We start from the raw sequence: 18234 nt of genomic DNA on the forward strand, positions 1-18234 counted from the left end.
GGTCACGCACCTTCCTTGCCAAGCAGTATGCGTGCCTCGGCCACCAGGGTGATGGAACCGGTGACAAGGACGCCGCCGGAAAGGTCATCATTGGACTCGGCGCGTTCAACGGCCCATTCCAGGGCATCATCAAGCTTCTCGGCGATGTGGACGTTGTCCTCGCCAAAGCCAAGATCGACGGCGAGTTCGGCCAGTTCCGCTGCAGGGACGGCCCGCAGCGAGTTGGACTGGGTGAAGCAGAACTCCTCGGCCAGGTCTCCGAGCTGCTCCTTCAGGGTCTTCAGGATCTCCTCGGCGTCCTTCTCCCGGAGTACTCCCACGACCACCACGAGCTTGCCGAAGCTGAACGCCTCATGGATGGCCTCCGCAGAGACGCGGATCCCTTCGGGGTTGTGGGCGGCATCCACCACGATGGTCGGTGCTGTCCGCACCACTTCCAGGCGGCCGGGGGACGTCACATTGCCGAAGGCTTCTTTCAGGACATCTATATCGAGCTCTTTCTCTCCTCCACCGAAGAACGCCTCCAATGCCGCTACAGCAACGGCCGCATTCTCTGCCTGATGCGCACCATGCAGAGGCAGCAGGAGGTCCTCGTAGCGACCCGCCAGGCCTTGGACAGTCAGCACTTGTCCGCCCACCGCAACGCTGCGCGACTCCACACCAAACTCAACACCCTCGAAGCGGAACGGGACGTCCACCTCGCGGGCCTTTTCCAGCAGGACCTGGGCAGCGTCCACCGGCTGGGCAGCGCTCACCAGGAAACCACCCGGTTTGATGATCCCGGCCTTCTCATAGGCGATGTCCTCGGTGGTGTCGCCCAGGAGATCAGTGTGGTCCAGGGAGATCGGCGTGATGACAGAGACTTGGCCATCGCCCACATTGGTGGCATCCGTAATGCCGCCGAGGCCAACTTCCATGACCGCCACATCCACCGGCTGGTCAGCGAAAATCGCGAAGCCAAGGATCGTCACGCACTCAAAGTATGTGAGCCGGGGCTGGTTCTCAGCTATGAGCTCGTTGTCCACGATTTCCAGATACGGACGGATCTCGTCCCAGATCCGAACAAACGTCGCATCTGATACGGGCTCACCATCAATGCTGATGCGCTCGGTGACTTTTGAAAGGTGCGGGCTGGTGTAACGGCCTGTGCTCAACCCGTGTGCACGAAGCCCGGCCTCAATCATGCGGGCCGTGGAGGTCTTGCCGTTGGTTCCCGTGATGTGGATGATCGGGAAAGCCTTGTTGGGCTCCCCCAGCACGTCCATGGCCCTGAAAAGCGGTGCCAACCGGGGTTCCATCTTGTTTTCAGGTGCACGGCCAAGAAGTTCGGCGTACACACTTTCCACTGAGAATTCGTCAGTCATGATTCAGGCCCCTGCCTTTGCTACGGTGACGCGCGGTTCCTCGGCGCTGGAGAGAAGGACTTCCAATTCCAGGGACAGCGTCTCGGTCTTGACGAGCTCGGCGTTGGCTTCCAAGGCATCAACAACGTCCTGCTGTGCCTGGACAGACGTGCGGATGCGGTCGCTGACATTCAGTCCAGCATCCTTGCGTGCTTGCTGGATGGAACGAACCATGTCACGGGCAAGTCCTTCCGCAGCAAGCTCAGGAGTGACTTCGGTGTTCAGGACGACGAATCCCCCGCCCGGCAGCACCGAGACGGCCTTCCGGGCGGCAGCACCGCCGTCGGACGTTTCTCCTACCACAGTCTCCAGGCTGTATTCATGCGGCTCAAGCTCGAGTCCCCCGGCCACCACCGCGCCAGAATCGTTCACGGACCAGTCGCCTGACTTGGACCCCTTGATGGCCTGCTGCACGTTCTTGCCCAGGCGCGGACCAGCAGCCCGGGCGTTGACCACCAGTTTCTGCTCAATGCCGAACTCCTCCGGCGAAGCCGAAGCAGCGTCCAACAAGCGGACGGAGCGAAGGTTCAGTTCATCAGCGACGACGGCGGCGAAGCCTTCCAGCGCATCTGCACCAGGTGCCACCACAGTCAGTTCCTGGAGCGGCAGGCGGACCCGCAGGTTAGCGGCCTTGCGCAGGCTCGAACCGGTGGAGCAGATCTGCTGCACGCGGTCCATTGCTTCAACCAGTTGCGGGTTGGACGGGAACAGCGAAGCATCAGGCCAGTCAGCCAGGTGCACAGAGCGGCCGCCTGTCAGCCCGCGCCAGATCTCCTCGGTCACCAGCGGCAGCAAGGAAGCCGAAACGCGGCACACAGCTTCGAGGGCGGTGTACAAGGCGTCAAAGGCATCAACATTCTCGTCGAAGAAGCGCTGGCGGCTGCGACGAACGTACCAGTTGGTGAGCATATCCAGGTAGCTGCGCAGTTCATCGCAGGCCCCGGAGATGTCGTAGCTGTCCAGGCTGGCAGTGATGTTCCGGACCAGGTCTCCTGTGTTGGCCAGGAGGTATTGGTCCAGGGTGTCGGAGTAGCCGTCGTAGCGCAGCTTCGCCTCGTAGCCCGAACCGCCGTTGGCAGCGTTCGTGTAGAGGGTAAAGAAGCTGTAAACATTCCACAGCGGCAGTATGACCTGGCGAACGCCGTCGCGGATGCCCTGCTCGGTGACCACCAGGTTGCCGCCGCGAAGAATCGGGCTGGACATGAGGAACCAGCGCATGGCGTCGGAGCCGTCACGGTCCAGGACCTCGGAAACGTCCGGATAGTTCCGCAGGCTCTTGGACATTTTTTGGCCGTCGGAGCCCAACACGATGCCGTGGCTGATGACGTTGCGGAAAGCGGGACGGTCAAACAGCGCCGTGGACAGGATGTGAAGCATGTAGAACCAGCCGCGGGTCTGGCCGATGTACTCCACGATGAAGTCCGCAGGGTTGTGGGTGTCGAACCATTCCTCGTTCTGGAACGGGTAGTGCACCTGGCCGTATGGCATGGAACCGGAATCGAACCAGACGTCCAGGACATCTTCGACGCGGCGCATGGTGGATTGCCCCTCAGCCGGCGTACGGGGGTCGTCCGGGTTGGGGCGCGTCAGCTCATCGATGAAGGGCCTGTGCAGGTCCACTTGACCTTCGTTGTTCACCGGCAGTCGGCCGAAGTCCGCCTCAATGTCAGCGAGCGAGCCGTAAACGTCCGTACGCGGGTACTCGGGATCATCGGACTGCCACACGGGAATCGGCGAACCCCAGTAGCGGTTACGGCTGATCGACCAGTCGCGGGCGTTGTCCAGCCATTTGCCGAACTGGCCATCCTTGACGTTGCCCGGGATCCAGTTGATCTCCTGGTTCAGCTCGGACATGCGGTCCTTGAACTTGGTGACCTCGACGTACCAGGACGATACGGCCCGGTAGATCAGCGGGTTCCGGCAACGCCAGCAGTGCGGGTAGCTGTGCTCGTAGCTGGCCTGGCGGACCAGGCGGCCGTCCGCGCGGAGGACCTGGGTGATGGGCTTGTTCGCATCAAAGACCTGCAGTCCCACGATGGAGGCCAGTTCTCCGTGCGCAAACAACGGCAGGAACTTCGCGCCCTCGTCCACGGACAGGACAACGGGAATGCCGGCGTCTTCACAGACCTTCTGGTCATCCTCACCATAGGCCGGGGCCTGGTGGACAATGCCCGTACCGTCAGTGGTAGTCACGTAGTCAGCTACGAGGAAGCGCCAGGCGTTCTGGGTGCCGTACTTCTCGGCATCGGCGAAGTCGTTCCACAACGGCTCGTACTCAAGGCCCGCCAACTCGGCGCCTGTGTGCTTGGAAACAACGGCAGCAGTTGCGGCCTCTGCGTCGTCGTACCCCAAATCCTTGGCGTAGGTCCCCACGAGGTCATCGGCCAGCAGGAAGCTGCCCGAGACCGGCGCTTCTGCAGAAGCAGCCTTGACGCCATTCGGACCGGCGGGCACGACGGCGTAAGAAATCCCAGGCCCGACGGCGAGCGCCAGGTTGGTGGGCAGCGTCCAGGGCGTGGTGGTCCAGGCCAGCGCCTGGACGCCTGCGAGCGCCTGTGAGAGTTCAGACGAACCCGCCTTGATGGGGAACGTCACCGTGACGGTCTGGTCCTGGCGGTTCTTGTAGACGTCGTCGTCCATGCGGAGTTCATGGTTGGAGAGCGGGGTCTCGTCCTTCCAGCAGTACGGGAGCACGCGGTACCCGTTATAGGTGAGGCCCTTCTCATGCAACTGCTTGAAGGCCCACAGCACTGATTCCATGTACTCGACGTTGAGTGTCTTGTAATCGTTGTCGAAGTCCACCCAGCGCGCCTGGCGGGTGACGTAGGCCTTCCATTCGTTGGCGTACTTCATCACGGAGGCGCGGCAGGCGTCGTTGAATTTATCGATGCCCATGGCTTCGATCTGGGTCTTGTCAGTCATGCCCAGCTGCTTCATGGCTTCCAATTCAGCGGGGAGCCCGTGGGTGTCCCAGCCGAAGCGGCGTTCCACGCGCTTTCCGCGCTGCGTTTGGTAGCGCCCTACAAGGTCTTTGGCGTAACCCGTGAGGAGGTGGCCGTAGTGCGGGAGGCCGTTGGCGAAGGGAGGGCCATCGTAGAAGACGAATTCGTTGCTGCCGTCTTTGCCTGCATCACGCTGGTCGATGCTTGCCTGGAAGGTGCCGTCTTCATCCCAGTACTTGAGGATGCGCTCTTCGATTTCCGGGAACTTCACGGAAGCGGACACGCCGTGCGTGCCTGAAGGAGACGCTGAGGCCTTGGGGTAGTGGGTCATCTCATATCCTGTGATAGCTGGTTGACTGTCAGGATGCGAGGACGGCTTCAGTGTTTGCTGTTGCCGCGGTACCACCTCACTTACCGATACCTTGGCGCCCCTTGGTGCGGGAAACTTCCGGTTCCGGCCTCTCATTACTGCTGTGACGGGCTTACCCGTCCGGTTCTACTGGGCGCTTGGCACCTTTGCGGTGGTCAGTGCTGTTCTTCCGGAAGCTCACCGGTGATGGCCGGGTCAACGCTGGTCTCCCAAGTCTAGCGGCAGGAGAGCCCGGTGCTCCACTCGCAGGATCATCCTTCGGGTGGATAAGCTGGATGCCCTCGGCTGCATAGACTCGACACCATGACCAACCCCGCCCCTGTCCTTCCGGCCGCACGCCCGGTAAAACGCTGGTTGGGTGGCCAGGCATCCCCTATATGGTCGGTCCTGGCTCTGCTCTTGGCGTTGCCGGTGGCAGGAATGTCCTTGTTCAGGGCGGTCGCCACGGAGTGGCCGCTGGTGGTTGTTCAATTGTTGTCGTTCACCCCGTGGATGGCGCTGCCCTCGGCCCTGGCGATGGTCCTTGCGTTGGCGGGGCGTCGCCTGTGGGTCATCATCACGACGGCGGCCCTGCTGGCTCTCCAGCTGTTCTGGCTGTTTCCGCTTGACGGCGGAAGGGAAACCGTTCCTGCCGGGACCGCGACTGTTTCCCTGAAGGTAATGAGCCTCAACACTGAATACGGTGAGGCTGACGCAAGTGCCATCGTGAAGCTGGTTCGAGACAACGGGGTCCAACTCTTGACCCTCCAGGAGCATACTCAAGGGCTGGAAGACCGCCTACGGTCCGAAGGCTTGGAGTCAATACTGCCGAACCTTGTCAGTGAACCCAACGACGACGCTTCCGGTGGCGCCGTGTATTCCGTGTTTCCTTTGCAGCCGGAGGGACTTCTGCCTGATACACCGTTCCGGATGGACGTCACGCGGGTCCTCATCACGGATCCCGTCAGCATCACCGATCCGGGCAGCTCCAAGGCCACGTTGAACCTCACGAACGTTCATGCTCTGCCCCCGGTTGATGAGCGGATCCAGCAGTGGCGCAGCGACCTCGTCCAGGTTACCCGACAGGCCTCCCGTCCGGGACATCACCTGCTGATGGGCGACTACAACTCCACCTACGATCACTCCGAGTTCCGGGCCTTGCTCGACCCCGCGCTGGGCGGTGGACAGGACGGCAAAAAGCTCGTCGACGTCGGAACAGCCTCCGGCGGGCGGTTCTCTCCCACTTGGCCAATGGAGGGACCACCTCTTCCGGGAATCGTGATCGACCATATGGTTACCTCGCCCCGGATCAGCAGCAGCGGCTACGGAGTCCACCAGGTTTCCGGTTCTGACCATGCCGCCATTGTGGCAACGCTGATTATTCCCGCCAGCTAGTACGCCCCGTGCTTTAGCTGTCCTTGCGGATGAGCTTGTGGTTGGCCGCCTGCGCAACAGGGCGGATAACGATCTGGTCCAGGTTGATGTGGTGTGGCAGCGAGACTGCGTACTTGACGACGTCGGCCACATCCTCTGCCGTGAGGGGCTTTTCGACTCCGGCATAAACCTTGGCGGCTGCGTCCTTGTCGCCCAGCCGGTTGAGGGCAAATTCCTCAGTGTGGACCAGTCCCGGTGCTACCTCGATAACCCGGATGTTGTTACCCACTTCTTCCAGCCTCAGGGCGGTGGTGATCGCGTGCTGGGCAAACTTTGCCGCGTTGTATCCGGCGCCGCCTTCGTAAGCAGCCAGTCCGGCGGTGGATGTCAGGTTCAGGACAGTTCCTTCCCCGTCCTCCCTCAACATCGGAAGGAATGCCCGGGTGATTTTCATGGTGCCCAGGACGTTGACCTGGTACATCCACTCCCAATCCTCAGTATCGGCGTTCGCGATCGTGTCGGCGCCCCGGGCACCGCCGGCAATGTTGATGAGGGTATCGGCTCCCCCGGCTTTGGAAACAGCCTGCAAAAGGGCTGCCACGTCGTCGTCGCTGGTGATGTCAGCCGCGAACGGAATGGCGCCGGTTTCGGCACCCAGCGCGCCCAACCGATCGGCTCTGCGGGCAACCGCAAAGACCTTCCAGCCTGTGGAGGCCAGCGCCCGCACCGTAGCCTCGCCAATGCCCGTGCTCGCGCCGGTTACTACTGCCGTTTTGTTCTGAACTGGATGAGCCATCTGTGCTGCCAAAGTCATGGCACCACACTATCCGCAGGCCTCAAGCATCTGCTCGGCCGAGCAGGAAGTCGCGTAACACCGCGGCATGGTTGACCTGCGGATCCCGTGCGGCATAAAGCAGGGTGACCCGCGGATTCGACGCCGCCAACTCCAGCAAGGTCTGAACTGCGGGATTTCCGTCCAACTCAGCCTCGTACTGCTGCCTGAAATCGGCGAATCGTTCCTGCATGTGGGCGAACCCGGTCCGCAACGGCGGCGATGGGGCAACGTCCTTGAGCCAAAGATCCAAGTGGGCCTTGTCCTTGGACACCCCGCGCGGCCAGAGACGGTCCACTAAAACCCGGAAGCCGTCGTCGTCAGCGGGTTCATCGTAGATGCGTTTGAGGACGAAAACGCTTTGATGGCCAGCCATGACGGCATGCTACGGCAAGCCGCCGGCCTGGGCCATGAAACAATTGACCCATGGCTGAATCAACGCAGGGTACAGACACGCCCGCCACCGCCCCCATCAACGTTCCCGACAAACCGGCCCTCGAAGGCCTGGAGGCCACGCTGACGCGGCGCTGGCTGGACGAAGGAACCTACAAGTTCAACCCGGACACCACCCGGGAGCAGGTCTACTCGATCGACACTCCCCCGCCGACCGCCTCGGGCTCCCTGCACGTGGGGCACATGTTCTCGTTCACCCAGACAGACGTCCAGGCCCGCTATATGCGCATGACCGGAAAGAACGTCTTCTACCCCATGGGTTGGGACGACAACGGCCTGCCCACCGAGCGTCGCGTCCAGAACTACTACGGTGTGCGCTGCGATCCCGCCATCCCCTACAACGCCGACTACCGCCCTCCCGCACAGCCTGCCAAGAACCAGCGCGATTTCGACGTCGTTTCCCGGCAGAACTTCATCGAGCTGTGCGAGGAACTCGCTGTTGAGGATGAGAAAGTCTTCGAGAACCTCTTCCAGACCCTCGGTTTGTCCGTGGACTGGGATCTGACCTACCGCACCATCGACGACACCTCCCGTGCGGTGTCCCAGCGAGCCTTCCTCGCCAACCTCTCTGCCGGCGACGCTTACATGGCCGAGGCGCCCACGCTGTGGGACGTTACCTTCCGCACCGCCGTTGCCCAGGCTGAGCTGGAGGACCGCGAGGTTGCCGGCGCGTACTACCGCTACCCCTTCTTCACCGAAGACGGCGAAAAGATCTTCATCGAAACCACGCGCCCGGAGCTTCTTGCCGCCTGCGCTGCCCTGGTGGCAAACCCCGACGACGAACGGTACAAGCCGCTCTTCGGCAAAACAGTGAAATCCCCGCTGTTCGATGTAGAGCTTGAAGTCAAGGCCCACCCGCTCGCCAAGGCGGACAAGGGTTCCGGCATTGCCATGGTCTGCACCTTTGGCGACCTCACCGACGTCACCTGGTGGCGTGAACTGCAGTTGCCTACACGCGCCATCATGGGCCGCGACGGCCGCATCATCGCCGAAAGCCCGGAATGGATCACCACCGACGCCGGCAAGGAAGCCTACGCTGCGATCGCCGGCAAGACGGCTTTCTCCGCTAAAGAAGCAGTCGTAGAGCTCCTCACTGCAGCAGACCTGCTGGACGGCGAACCAAAGAAGATCACGCACCCTGTGAACTTCTTCGAAAAGGGCGACAAGCCCCTGGAGGTCGTGACCTCACGCCAGTGGTACATCCGCAACGGCGGGCGAGACGAAGAACGCCGCGAACGCCTGATCGGCCGCGGCCAGGAAATCGCCTTCCACCCCTCCTTCATGCGCTCCCGCTACGAGAACTGGATTGCGGGACTGAACGGCGACTGGCTCGTATCGCGCCAACGCTTCTTCGGCGTGCCCATCCCCGTCTGGTACCCCCTGGATGCGCAGGGCAACCCGGACTACGACCACCCCATCCTGCCCTCGGACGACATGCTCCCCGTGGATCCCGCCGCAGATGCAGCCCCTGGCTTTGAGGAAGCGCAGCGCGATCAGGCCAACGGCTTCACAGGTGACGCCGACGTCCTGGACACCTGGGCCACCTCCTCCCTTACCCCGCAGATCGTGGGTGGCTGGAGCCGTGACGAGGAACTGTTCTCCAAGGTCTACCCCTTCGACCTCCGCCCCCAGGGTCACGACATCATCCGTACGTGGCTGTTCTCCTCCGCTGTCCGCGCTGATGCCCTGCAGAAGAGCGCGCCCTGGAAGCACGCAGCTATCTCCGGGTGGATTCTTGACCCGGACCGCAAAAAGATGTCCAAGTCCAAAGGCAACGTGGTTGTCCCGACGGACGTCCTGAACGAGTTCGGCTCAGACGCCGTCCGCTACTGGGCTGCCTCAGCCAAGCTCGGCGCAGACACGGCGTATGAGATCGCGCAGATGAAGATCGGCCGTCGGTTGGCCATCAAGCTGCTCAACGCCTCCAAGTTCGTATTGAACCTTGGCGCCACCGAAAACTCCGTGGTGTCCAGCGATCTCTCCGTGCTGACCAATCCGCTGGACCGAGCACTGCTCGCTCAGTTGTCGGACGTCGTTGCCCAAGCCACCAAGGCCTTCGAAAACTACGACTACGCCCGGGCACTGCAGATCAGCGAGTCATTCTTCTGGCAGTTCACTGATGACTACGTCGAGTTGATCAAGGACCGCGCCTACGGTGCGGCCGGGGACTCGGAGCAAGCATCCGTGCTGGCTGCCCTGGCCACCACCTTGGATTCCTTGCTGCGCCTTTTCGCGCCGTTCCTGCCCTTCGCAACCGAAGAGGTGTGGAGCTGGTGGCGCACTGGCTCGGTTCACCGCGCCCAGTGGCCGGCCGCACTGGAAATCGCCGACGGCGACACCACGATGCTTGGCACTGTTGGCGTAGCACTGAGTGGCATCCGCAAGGCCAAGTCCGAGGCCAAAGTGAAGCAGCGCACCGCAGTACTCTCGGCCTCCATCACGGCCAATGAAATGCTGGTTGCACAGCTGAAGGCCGGACTCGGAGACCTGAAGGCCGCCGCTAACGCCCAGGAGATTGCACTCCAGTCCGGCGAGGGTGAGCTGACGGTCAGCGACGTCGTCCTGGCACCAGCAGAAGAAACGCCCGCCGTCTAGAATTTTTGGGCAAAGGGGAAGCCCCATCAGCGTTTTGCCGTTGGTGGGGCTTCGACTTTTCGGCTGTCTGGTGACGGCTTGACAGTCTGGCGGAATCCTCGGAATTTCAGGTCTTACTACCTCGTCACTGGTAGCTTGCTTCCAACTTTGCCAAAGGCTGCGTTGGTTGCATATCACTGAATCTTTGGTTTCCGTGTCCCTCTTCTTTCGAAGTGGGTAAGAACCATTGTGGTCCCGCCCGGGTCCATGCACAAGGGGCCCGGCAGAACTACAATCCTGTAGTTCTGCCGGGCCCTTTCGCCTAGCTTTTCCTGCAGCCGGGGCAAAGCTATGGCAGAGTATGGTCATGCCGGAACTTCCCGAAGTGCACGGCCTGTGCACGTATCTGGACACCCAGCTCCACGGAGCTGTACTGAACAGCGTCCGCATTAACTCCATCGCCGCACTGAAGACCGCTGATCCGCCATACAACGCACTTGAGGGCCGCACCATCCAGGGCACGCAGCGCTTCGGCAAGTTCATTTGCCTCGATGCTGACGGCCTGTTTTTCGTTTTCCACCTGGCAAAGGCTGGCTGGGTCCGTTATACGGAGCATCCCTCATCAGCAGGGTTGCGCATGGGCAAGAGCAATATCGCGGCCAGGCTACTGCTGCACCGGGAGTCCGACGATGCCCATATCGGCCTTGACCTGACAGAAGCCGGCACCAAGAAAAGCCTCGCCATCTACGTGGTCCGGGATCCCTCGGATGTTCCTGGAATCGCAACCCTGGGCCCTGAGCCGCTCAGCCCCGACTTCGACGAAGAAGCCTTGGCAGCAATCCTGAGGTCAAGCTCCCAACAGATCAAGGGGCTTCTCCGCAGCCAAAGTGTTATCGCAGGGATCGGCAACGCCTACAGCGACGAGATTCTGCACGCTGCCAAAATCTCGCCCTTTGCCATCGCCAAGACACTCGACGGCGAAACGGTGCAGCGGCTCTACGATGCCATGCAGGAAGTTCTGGTGGGTGCCGTCAACGCGGCAGCCGGAAAGCCTTCCAGCGAGCTGAAGGACACCAAGCGAAGCAATTTCAGGGTGCATGCCCGGACCGGGCTGCCGTGCCCTGTTTGCGGAGATACAGTGCGTGAGGTGTCCTTCGCCGACACCTCACTTCAGTACTGTGCCACCTGCCAAACCCATGGAAAGATCCTCGCGGACCGGCGCACATCACGCTTCCTGAAGTAGGGCGCTGAACCCAAGCCTGTTGAATCCCGGGCTTGCCTAGTTGAACTCAGGGCTTTCGGTGCGGCTGCGCTTGAGTTCGAAGAAGTGTGGGTACCCGGCTAGGGTTACCGTGGCATCCCAAAGCTGTCCCGCCTCTTCGCCCCTCGGAATCCGGGTGAGTACCGGGCCGAAGAAGGCCGTGCCATTTACGGCGACCACGGGTGTTCCGACATCCTGGCCCACCAAGGAGATGCCGGCCTCGTGACTGGCTCGCAGCTTGGCGTCGTACTCCTCGGAGTCCGCGAAGCGTGCCAGCTCAGCAGGAAGGCCTACCTCTGCCAGCGCTTTCTGGATCACGGAACTGCGGTCCTTGTTGCCTTCATGGTGGATCTGCTCCCCCATGGCGTCGTACAACGGCTTAATATAGCTGCTGCCATGGAGCTCCTGGGCAGCAATGATCACGCGAACAGGACCCCAGCTGTCGTCCATCATTGCCCTGTAATTCCCGGGAAGGTCACGGCCCTCATTCAGGACGGACAAGCTCATGACATGCCATTCGGTCTCAATACCACGCACTTGTTCCACCTCGCCGATCCAGCGCGATGTGATCCATGCGAAGGGACAAACGGGATCGAACCAGAAATCGGCTTTGTTGACGGGCTGCTCAAGCAAATTCTGTTCAGGCAAATTCTGTTCGGGCACAGGAAACTCCTAGGAAGAGTGAAAACGGGCGTAGGGCAAGGCGGATTCAGTGAACCGCCGCTTACTAGGCCAACGGGTGGCTAGGCCGACTTATTCCGGCGCTTCGCTACGACGTCGTGGCCAATCATGGTCGGCTGTGCCTTGTTTTCGACGACATCAGCGGTTATGACCACAGTTGCGATGTCATCCCTGCTCGGGAGATCAAACATGACGGGCAGCAACACTTCTTCCATGATGGCCCTCAAGCCGCGGGCGCCGGTGCCGCGCTCAAGAGCTTGGTCTGCGATGGCATCCAACGCGTCGTCGTCGAACTGCAGCTCCACACCATCCAACTGGAACATCTTCTGGTATTGCTTCACCAAGGCGTTCTTGGGAGTGGAAAGGATCTGAATCAACGCAGGACGGTCGAGATTCGAGACCGTGGTGATCACCGGCAGGCGGCCGATGAACTCCGGAATGAGTCCGAACTTCAGCAGGTCCTCGGGCATGACTTCACCGTAGGTGTCCACGTTGTCCCGGACCTCATTCAGCGGCGCCCCGAAGCCGATGCCCTTGCGCCCGGACCGGGAACCGATGATGTCCTCGAGACCGGCAAATGCGCCTGCCACGATGAAGAGCACGTTGGTGGTATCGATCTGGATGAATTCCTGGTGCGGATGCTTACGTCCACCCTGGGGCGGCACGGAGGCGACCGTGCCTTCGAGGATCTTCAGCAGGGCCTGCTGGACTCCTTCGCCGGAGACATCCCGGGTAATCGAGGGGTTCTCGCTCTTGCGTGAAATTTTGTCGATCTCGTCAATGTAGATAATGCCTTGTTCGGCTTTCTTGACGTCGTAATCGGCGGCCTGGATGAGCTTGAGCAGGATGTTCTCAACATCCTCGCCGACGTAGCCTGCCTCCGTGAGCGCCGTGGCATCGGCTACAGCGAAGGGCACGTTCAGCCTCCGTGCGAGCGTTTGCGCCAAGTACGTCTTGCCACAGCCGGTTGGGCCAATCAGCAGGATGTTGGATTTGGCGATCTCCACATCCTCGTGATGAGGTCCCTCACCAAGGCTGCCGGCCTTGGGAGCATGGCCTGCCTGGATGCGCTTGTAGTGGTTGTACACGGCAACCGCCAGCGACCGCTTGGCAGGTTCCTGACCGATGACGTATTCCTGCAGGAAATCGAAGATCTCACGGGGCTTGGGGAGTTCGAAGCTGCCAAGGTCCGAAACTTCCGCAAGTTCTTCTTCGATGATCTCGTTGCAAAGCTCGATGCACTCATCGCAGATGTAGACACCGGGCCCGGCAATCAGCTTCCGTACCTGCTTCTGGCTCTTTCCGCAGAAAGAACACTTCAGCAGATCCGTGCTCTCGCCAATCCGAGCCATGTGGGAATCCCTTCGTTACATGCGGGTGATGCGGCACCGGGCCGTACTTAAGTGTGCAGCGTGGCCGGGGTTGGCACCACCGTGACACCATCCACTCTAGGTCACAATGGGCTGCTTGGGTGGAAACAGAACGCCGGTGCGGTTCATATTTCGCGAACCGCACCGGCGTTGATTTCCGTATGCTACCGGGCGATTGCCTGGGGCTTGATCTTGCGGGAGTCCAGCACTTGGTCGATCAGGCCATAGCTCATGGCCTCGGCCGCGGTGAGGATCTTATCGCGCTCGATGTCGTTGTTGACCTGTTCGGACGTGCGGCCCGAGTGGTGTGCCAAAGTGTCCTCCAGCCATGTACGCATGCGCATGACTTCAGCAGCCTGGATCTCGAGGTCGGATGCCTGGCCGCCCTGGCCGCCGGACAACGCCGGCTGGTGGATCAGCACGCGTGCGTTCGGCAGTGCCAGCCGCTTGCCGGGAGTTCCCGCTGCAAGCAGGACAGCAGCCGCGCTGGCTGCCTGGCCCAGGCACACCGTCTGGATCTCCGGACGAATGTATTGCATCGTGTCGTAGATCGCCGTCATGGCCGTAAACGATCCGCCTGGCGAGTTGATGTACAGCGTGATGTCGCGGTCCGGATCCGTCGACTCAAGGACCAGCAACTGGGCCATGATGTCATCGGCAGAAGCGTCGTCAACCTGGACGCCGAGGAAGATGATGCGGTCCTCGAACAGCTTGGTGTACGGGTCCTGGCGCTTGAAGCCGTACGGTGTGCGCTCTTCGAACTGGGGCAGGACGTAGCGGCTGGTTGGGAGATTACCGGCAGACCATCCGAAGTTGTAGTTCATGTCATTACTCCTGGGGGTTTCAGTGGTTCTTGGTGCCGGTTAGTTTTCGGAGCCTGGCTCGGAGTTCGACTGGTTGGCCGTTCCACCGCCACCAGCTACCGAGCCTGCGTGAGCCGAGATCTTATCGAAGAAGCCGTACTCCAAAGCCTCTGTGGCCGTGAACCATTTGTCGCGGTCATTGTCCTTGAGGATGGTCTCCACAGTCTGACCTGTCTGTTCAGCGGTGAGTTCCGCCATGACCTTCTTCATGTGCAGGATCAGTTCGGCCTGGATCTTGATATCCGAGGCAGTGCCACCGATTCCACCGGAAGGCTGGTGCATGAGGATACGGGCGTTGGGGGTGGCGTAGCGCTTCCCCTTGGTCCCGGAGGAGAGCAGGAACTGCCCCATGGAAGCAGCCAGGCCGGTGGCAACAGTGACAACATCGTTGGGGATGAACTGCATGGTGTCGTAGATGGCCATGCCGGCCGTCACGGAGCCACCGGGTGAGTTGATGTAAAGGTAGATGTCCTTCTCGGGGTCTTCAGCCGAGAGGAGGAGCAGCTGGGAGCAGATGGCGTTGGCGTTCTCGTCACGGACTTCAGAGCCAAGCCAGATGATGCGCTCTTTCAGCAGGCGGTTGTAGATGTAGTTGTCCTGGGCTGCGGGATCGACAGTTGCCATCCGGGGAGCCTCTGATTGCTGTGACATAAGTACTTACCTCTCGCTGGTGCCAGTGACCTCACTGAACTTCACTACTTGGACACTAACCGTTTTCACTGAGGATTTGTTCGCCGGAATCGCGCTGTTCGCTGACGGCGCACGATTGAAGCAGGCCCGCGGATCCGGCGCCCTGATTGTTTGAGGGCTTGTCCGTTCAGGGCTTAAAACAAACCGACCCCGGATCACTGATCCGGGGTCGGTAGATGCGTTATTGACTAGAACTTCACGGCTGCGGGGTCATCGCTGGCGACGACATCCGCTTCCTCGCCGCTTTCGACAGGTGCAGCCTCATCGGCAGCAACTTCGCCGGCAGGGCGGACGAAATCGCTCAGGTCAACCTTGTTGCCTTCAGAGTCAACGACCTCGGCCTGGCCCAGCACAACGGCCAGTGCCTTGCGGCGGCGTACCTCAGAAACCATCATGGGGACCTGGCCGCTCTGATCGATGATCTGGGCGAACTGGTTCGGATCCATGCCGTACTGGCTTGCGGTGCTGACGATGTAGTCGATCAGCTCGTTCTGGCTGACGTCAACTTCTTCCTTGTCCGCAATGGCGTCAAGGATGACCTCGTTCTGGAAGGCGCGCTCAGTGTTTGCCTTGACCTCGGCGCGGTGCTCCTCGGTGTCGTGGTCACCTTCGCCGTGGGCGTTCTCCGGGTTGAAGTGAGCTTCGATCTGCTCTTCGACAACCGAAGCCGGAACCGGGACCTCGACGAGCTCTACAAGCTTGTCCAGAACCTTGTCGCGGGCCTCAACACCCTGTCCGACGACCTTGGAATCTGCAGCCTGCTTGGCGAGGTCCTCGCGGAGCTCATCAAGGGTGTCGAATTCCGAGGCCAGCTGTGCAAAGTCGTCATTGGCTTCAGGAAGCTCGCGCTCCTTGACGGCCTTGACAACAACCTTGACCTGGGCTGCCTCGCCGGCGTGGTCGCCGCCAACGAGTGTGGTGTCGAAGATTGCTTCTTCGTCTGCGGACAGGCCGGTCACGGCCTCGTCCAGGCCTTCAAGCATGGTGCCGGCACCAACCTGGTAGGACAAGCCGGAGGCGGAGTCGATTTCTTCGCCATCGATCGTTGCGGTGATGTCGATCGTGAGGAAGTCCTCGTTCTGAGCGGGACGCTCCACGGACTTCAGCGTGCCGAAGCGGCCACGCAGTTCGTCCAGGGCCTTGTCGACGTCTTCAGAGGAGGACTCAGCCGCAGCAACCTCAACCTTGATGCCTGCGTAGTCCGGCAGCTCGATCTCGGGGCGAACGTCAATTTCCACCTGGAACTTGAGCTCGCCATCGGTTGCGGACGGGTCCGGAACCTCAGTGATCTCAACTTCGGGACGGCTCAGGGGGCGAACACCCGTTTCCTGGACAGCGGCCTGGTACCAGCCGTTGAGGCCATCGTTGATGGCGGTTTCCAGGACATAGCCACGACCAACACGCTGGTCAATCAGCTTGGACGGAACCTTGCCCTTGCGGAATCCGGGGACCTGGATCTGCGAAGCAACAGTCTTGTAAGCGGCATCGATGCTCGGCTTCAGTTCCTCAAAGGGAACCTCAACGTTGAGCTTGACCCGCGTGGGGGTGAGGTTCTCGACAGCGCTCTTCACAGTCTAAGTACTCCTGATTTTGTGGGTATGGGGTTCTGCCGCATCCCTGAGGCGGACACGAAACACAGAGTCGGGGTGACAGGATTTGAACCTGCGACTTCCTGCTCCCAAAGCAGGCGCTCTAGCCAAGCTGAGCTACACCCCGAATGCACAGGACAGTCTACGGGCAAGCAGGCCCTGAATGCACATTTGACACCGACGCCGGAATTAGGTTTAGTTGTACCCGGCTTGAACAGCCACCGGGAAGACGTCCTGAGCGAGTGATCCATACAGGGATCGCACAGGAGATCCATCCGGGGACGTAGCTTAATGGTAAAGCCTCAGTCTTCCAAACTGATTACGCGGGTTCGATTCCCGTCGTCCCCTCCAGTAAAAAGCCCCAATCCTCGGATTGGGGCTTTTTCGTTGTTGCAGCCGACGCTACACCTGGCAGCCAGGGCACCAGTACAGTTTGCGGGCGCCGATTTCGGCCACGCCCACCAGCGTCCCGCAGGCGCGGCAGGGCTGCCCTTCGCGCTTATAGACAAAGTGGGCATCGGCGTCGGGCGCTGTGATGCCGTTCCCGGTCCACAGCGCTGGCGGCGTGGTGACAATCCGGCCGTCGCGGACGCCGTCGGACATTGCAAGGACGGCGTCATCCCACAACTTGCCCGCCGTGGCAGCATCAATCGTGTTTCCAGGGGTCCATGGATCCACAGCCTGACGAAAGAGGACCTCGGCACGATAAATATTGCCGACCCCTGCCAGCACCGATTGATCCATCAACAGCAAAGCCACGGCCGTCTTGCGGCGTCGCAACCGACGGACGAACTCGTCCCGGTCCCCCGGGCGGTTACGCAGCGGATCAGGACCCAGCCGGCCCAGTACGCCTTCGGCTTCATGGGACGTAACAGCGGCGCAAGTGGTGGCGCCACGAAGATCGGCCCAGCCGTTGTCCGACACCAGGCGCGCGCGGACGGCACCCACCGGGGCGGGAGGTCCGGCGTAGTGCACGTCAGCACCGGGCTCCACCTCAGCACCGGATGAGGCAGTCTCGCGCTCCCCGATCCGGCGAGGCGCTCCAATGCTGGACGCCCCCGTGAAGGAGCTATCGCCGCCAAAGCTCCAAGCGCCATAAAGACCAAGGTGAACGTGGAGGAGAAGATCGTGATCGAACCTGAGGAACAGCTGCTTTCCGTGGGCAACAGCTTCAACCATCACATGACCGCTCAGAAGCTCCGCACCTGCCGTGAATCGCCCCTGTGGACTGGAAACATCCAAACGCCGGCCGCCAAAAACATCGTGGAATTGGCGGGCCAGCCTATGGATGGAGTGCCCCTCAGGCACTACTCGACGATCTCGCCGGTGGTCTCGTAAGCCGCAATCTTGCCGATACGGCGGATGTGGCGTTCATCATTGCTGAAAGGTTCCTGCAGGAAGGCCTCAATGAGTTCGGTTGCTTCTTCCACCGTATGCTGGCGGCCGCCAACGGCCACTACGTTGGCGTCATTGTGCTCGCGGGCGAGCTTGGCGGTAGAGAGGTTCCAAGCCAGCGCGGCACGCACACCCTTGACCTTGTTGGCGGCAATTTGTTCACCGTTTCCTGAACCACCCAGAACGATGCCCAGCGCGTGCACGCCTGCTTGCTGGTCAGCCACCACTGCAACTCCTGCATTGATGCAGAAGGACGGGTAGTCATCCAGTGCGTCATATTCCTTGGGTCCGTGGTCCACAACCTCGTAGCCCTTGGCCGTGAGGTGGCTGACCAGGTGGGCGCTGAGTTCCATGCCGGCGTGGTCGGTGGCGATGTGGACGCGGGGTGTAGTCACAGGAAGTCCATTCTTTCTGGCGCGCCGGTACGGCACCTGGCCGGGCGCGGCGGTGTGGGATGC

At 61.1% G+C, this 18234-nt stretch carries 14 protein-coding genes and 2 tRNA genes; 4 read left to right on the top strand and 12 right to left on the bottom strand.

Features of this window, described 5'->3' with window-relative positions; translation table 11 throughout:
* Positions 1-2: 2 nt before the first annotated feature.
* Both VUN82_15680 and ileS read right to left on the bottom strand, forming a co-directional pair.
* Positions 3-1364, bottom strand: coding sequence for a folylpolyglutamate synthase/dihydrofolate synthase family protein (locus tag VUN82_15680; GenBank protein ID XAS70546.1), 1362 nt, complete (start codon positions 1362-1364; stop codon positions 3-5).
* A gap of 3 nt (positions 1365-1367) precedes the next feature.
* Positions 1368-4676 (bottom strand): isoleucine--tRNA ligase, encoded by a 3309-nt coding sequence (gene ileS, locus VUN82_15685; protein ID XAS70547.1) that lies wholly within the window; start codon positions 4674-4676, stop codon positions 1368-1370.
* A 342-nt stretch (positions 4677-5018) separates the two neighbouring features.
* Between ileS and VUN82_15690 the strand changes: the two genes are divergently transcribed.
* Complete coding sequence (locus tag VUN82_15690) at positions 5019-6089, top strand: endonuclease/exonuclease/phosphatase family protein (GenBank protein XAS70548.1); 1071 nt, start codon at positions 5019-5021, stop codon at positions 6087-6089.
* 13 nt (positions 6090-6102) lie between these two features.
* Here the strand turns inward: VUN82_15690 and VUN82_15695 are convergent, their stop codons facing one another.
* Positions 6103-6882: an SDR family oxidoreductase gene (locus VUN82_15695; GenBank protein XAS70549.1), complete on the bottom strand. Its 780-nt coding sequence runs from the start codon at positions 6880-6882 to the stop codon at positions 6103-6105.
* A gap of 22 nt (positions 6883-6904) precedes the next feature.
* Positions 6905-7276, bottom strand: coding sequence for a DUF488 family protein (locus VUN82_15700; protein ID XAS70550.1), 372 nt, complete (start codon positions 7274-7276; stop codon positions 6905-6907).
* A 50-nt stretch (positions 7277-7326) separates the two neighbouring features.
* Between VUN82_15700 and valS the strand changes: the two genes are divergently transcribed.
* Together valS and VUN82_15710 are read left to right on the top strand one after the other, a co-directional pair.
* A complete protein-coding gene (gene valS / locus VUN82_15705; protein XAS70551.1) occupies positions 7327-9948 on the top strand; it encodes a valine--tRNA ligase in 2622 nt (873 codons plus the stop codon).
* Positions 9949-10294: 346 nt separating this feature from the next.
* A complete protein-coding gene (locus VUN82_15710) occupies positions 10295-11170 on the top strand; it encodes a DNA-formamidopyrimidine glycosylase family protein (protein XAS70552.1) in 876 nt (291 codons plus the stop codon).
* 36 nt (positions 11171-11206) lie between these two features.
* Here VUN82_15710 and VUN82_15715 read toward each other — a convergent pair whose 3' ends face one another.
* The 6 genes from VUN82_15715 to VUN82_15740 all read right to left on the bottom strand — a co-directional run bounded on the left by VUN82_15715 (position 11207) and on the right by VUN82_15740 (position 16508).
* Positions 11207-11851 carry a DsbA family protein gene (locus VUN82_15715; GenBank protein XAS70553.1) on the bottom strand — a complete coding sequence of 215 codons (645 nt, stop codon included), beginning with the start codon at positions 11849-11851 and terminating at the stop codon, positions 11207-11209.
* Positions 11852-11931: 80 nt separating this feature from the next.
* Entirely contained in the window at positions 11932-13221 is a 1290-nt protein-coding gene (gene clpX / locus VUN82_15720; GenBank protein XAS70554.1) for an ATP-dependent Clp protease ATP-binding subunit ClpX, read from the bottom strand.
* A gap of 182 nt (positions 13222-13403) precedes the next feature.
* A complete protein-coding gene (locus tag VUN82_15725; GenBank protein ID XAS70555.1) occupies positions 13404-14063 on the bottom strand; it encodes an ATP-dependent Clp protease proteolytic subunit in 660 nt (219 codons plus the stop codon).
* Between the two features lie 39 nt (positions 14064-14102).
* A complete protein-coding gene (locus tag VUN82_15730; protein XAS74705.1) occupies positions 14103-14726 on the bottom strand; it encodes an ATP-dependent Clp protease proteolytic subunit in 624 nt (207 codons plus the stop codon).
* A gap of 254 nt (positions 14727-14980) precedes the next feature.
* The gene (gene tig, locus VUN82_15735; protein ID XAS70556.1) at positions 14981-16363 is read right to left on the bottom strand and encodes a trigger factor; all 1383 of its coding nucleotides are present in this window, start codon (positions 16361-16363) and stop codon (positions 14981-14983) included.
* A gap of 70 nt (positions 16364-16433) precedes the next feature.
* Positions 16434-16508: transfer RNA gene (locus VUN82_15740), tRNA-Pro, on the bottom strand.
* A 150-nt stretch (positions 16509-16658) separates the two neighbouring features.
* Here VUN82_15740 and VUN82_15745 point away from each other — a divergent pair.
* Positions 16659-16732, top strand: a tRNA-Gly gene (locus VUN82_15745).
* Between the two features lie 51 nt (positions 16733-16783).
* Here the strand turns inward: VUN82_15745 and VUN82_15750 are convergent.
* The gene (locus VUN82_15750) at positions 16784-17689 is read right to left on the bottom strand and encodes a DNA-formamidopyrimidine glycosylase family protein (protein ID XAS70557.1); all 906 of its coding nucleotides are present in this window, start codon (positions 17687-17689) and stop codon (positions 16784-16786) included.
* Positions 17689-18129 (bottom strand): ribose-5-phosphate isomerase, encoded by a 441-nt coding sequence (locus VUN82_15755; GenBank protein XAS74706.1) that lies wholly within the window; start codon positions 18127-18129, stop codon positions 17689-17691. Before VUN82_15755 ends, VUN82_15750 begins: the two co-directional genes overlap by 1 nt.
* Between the last annotated feature and the right edge of the window lie 105 nt (positions 18130-18234).

It is taken from the genome of Micrococcaceae bacterium Sec5.1 (genome assembly GCA_039636795.1).
Taxonomy (GTDB): Bacteria; Actinomycetota; Actinomycetes; order Actinomycetales; family Micrococcaceae; genus Arthrobacter.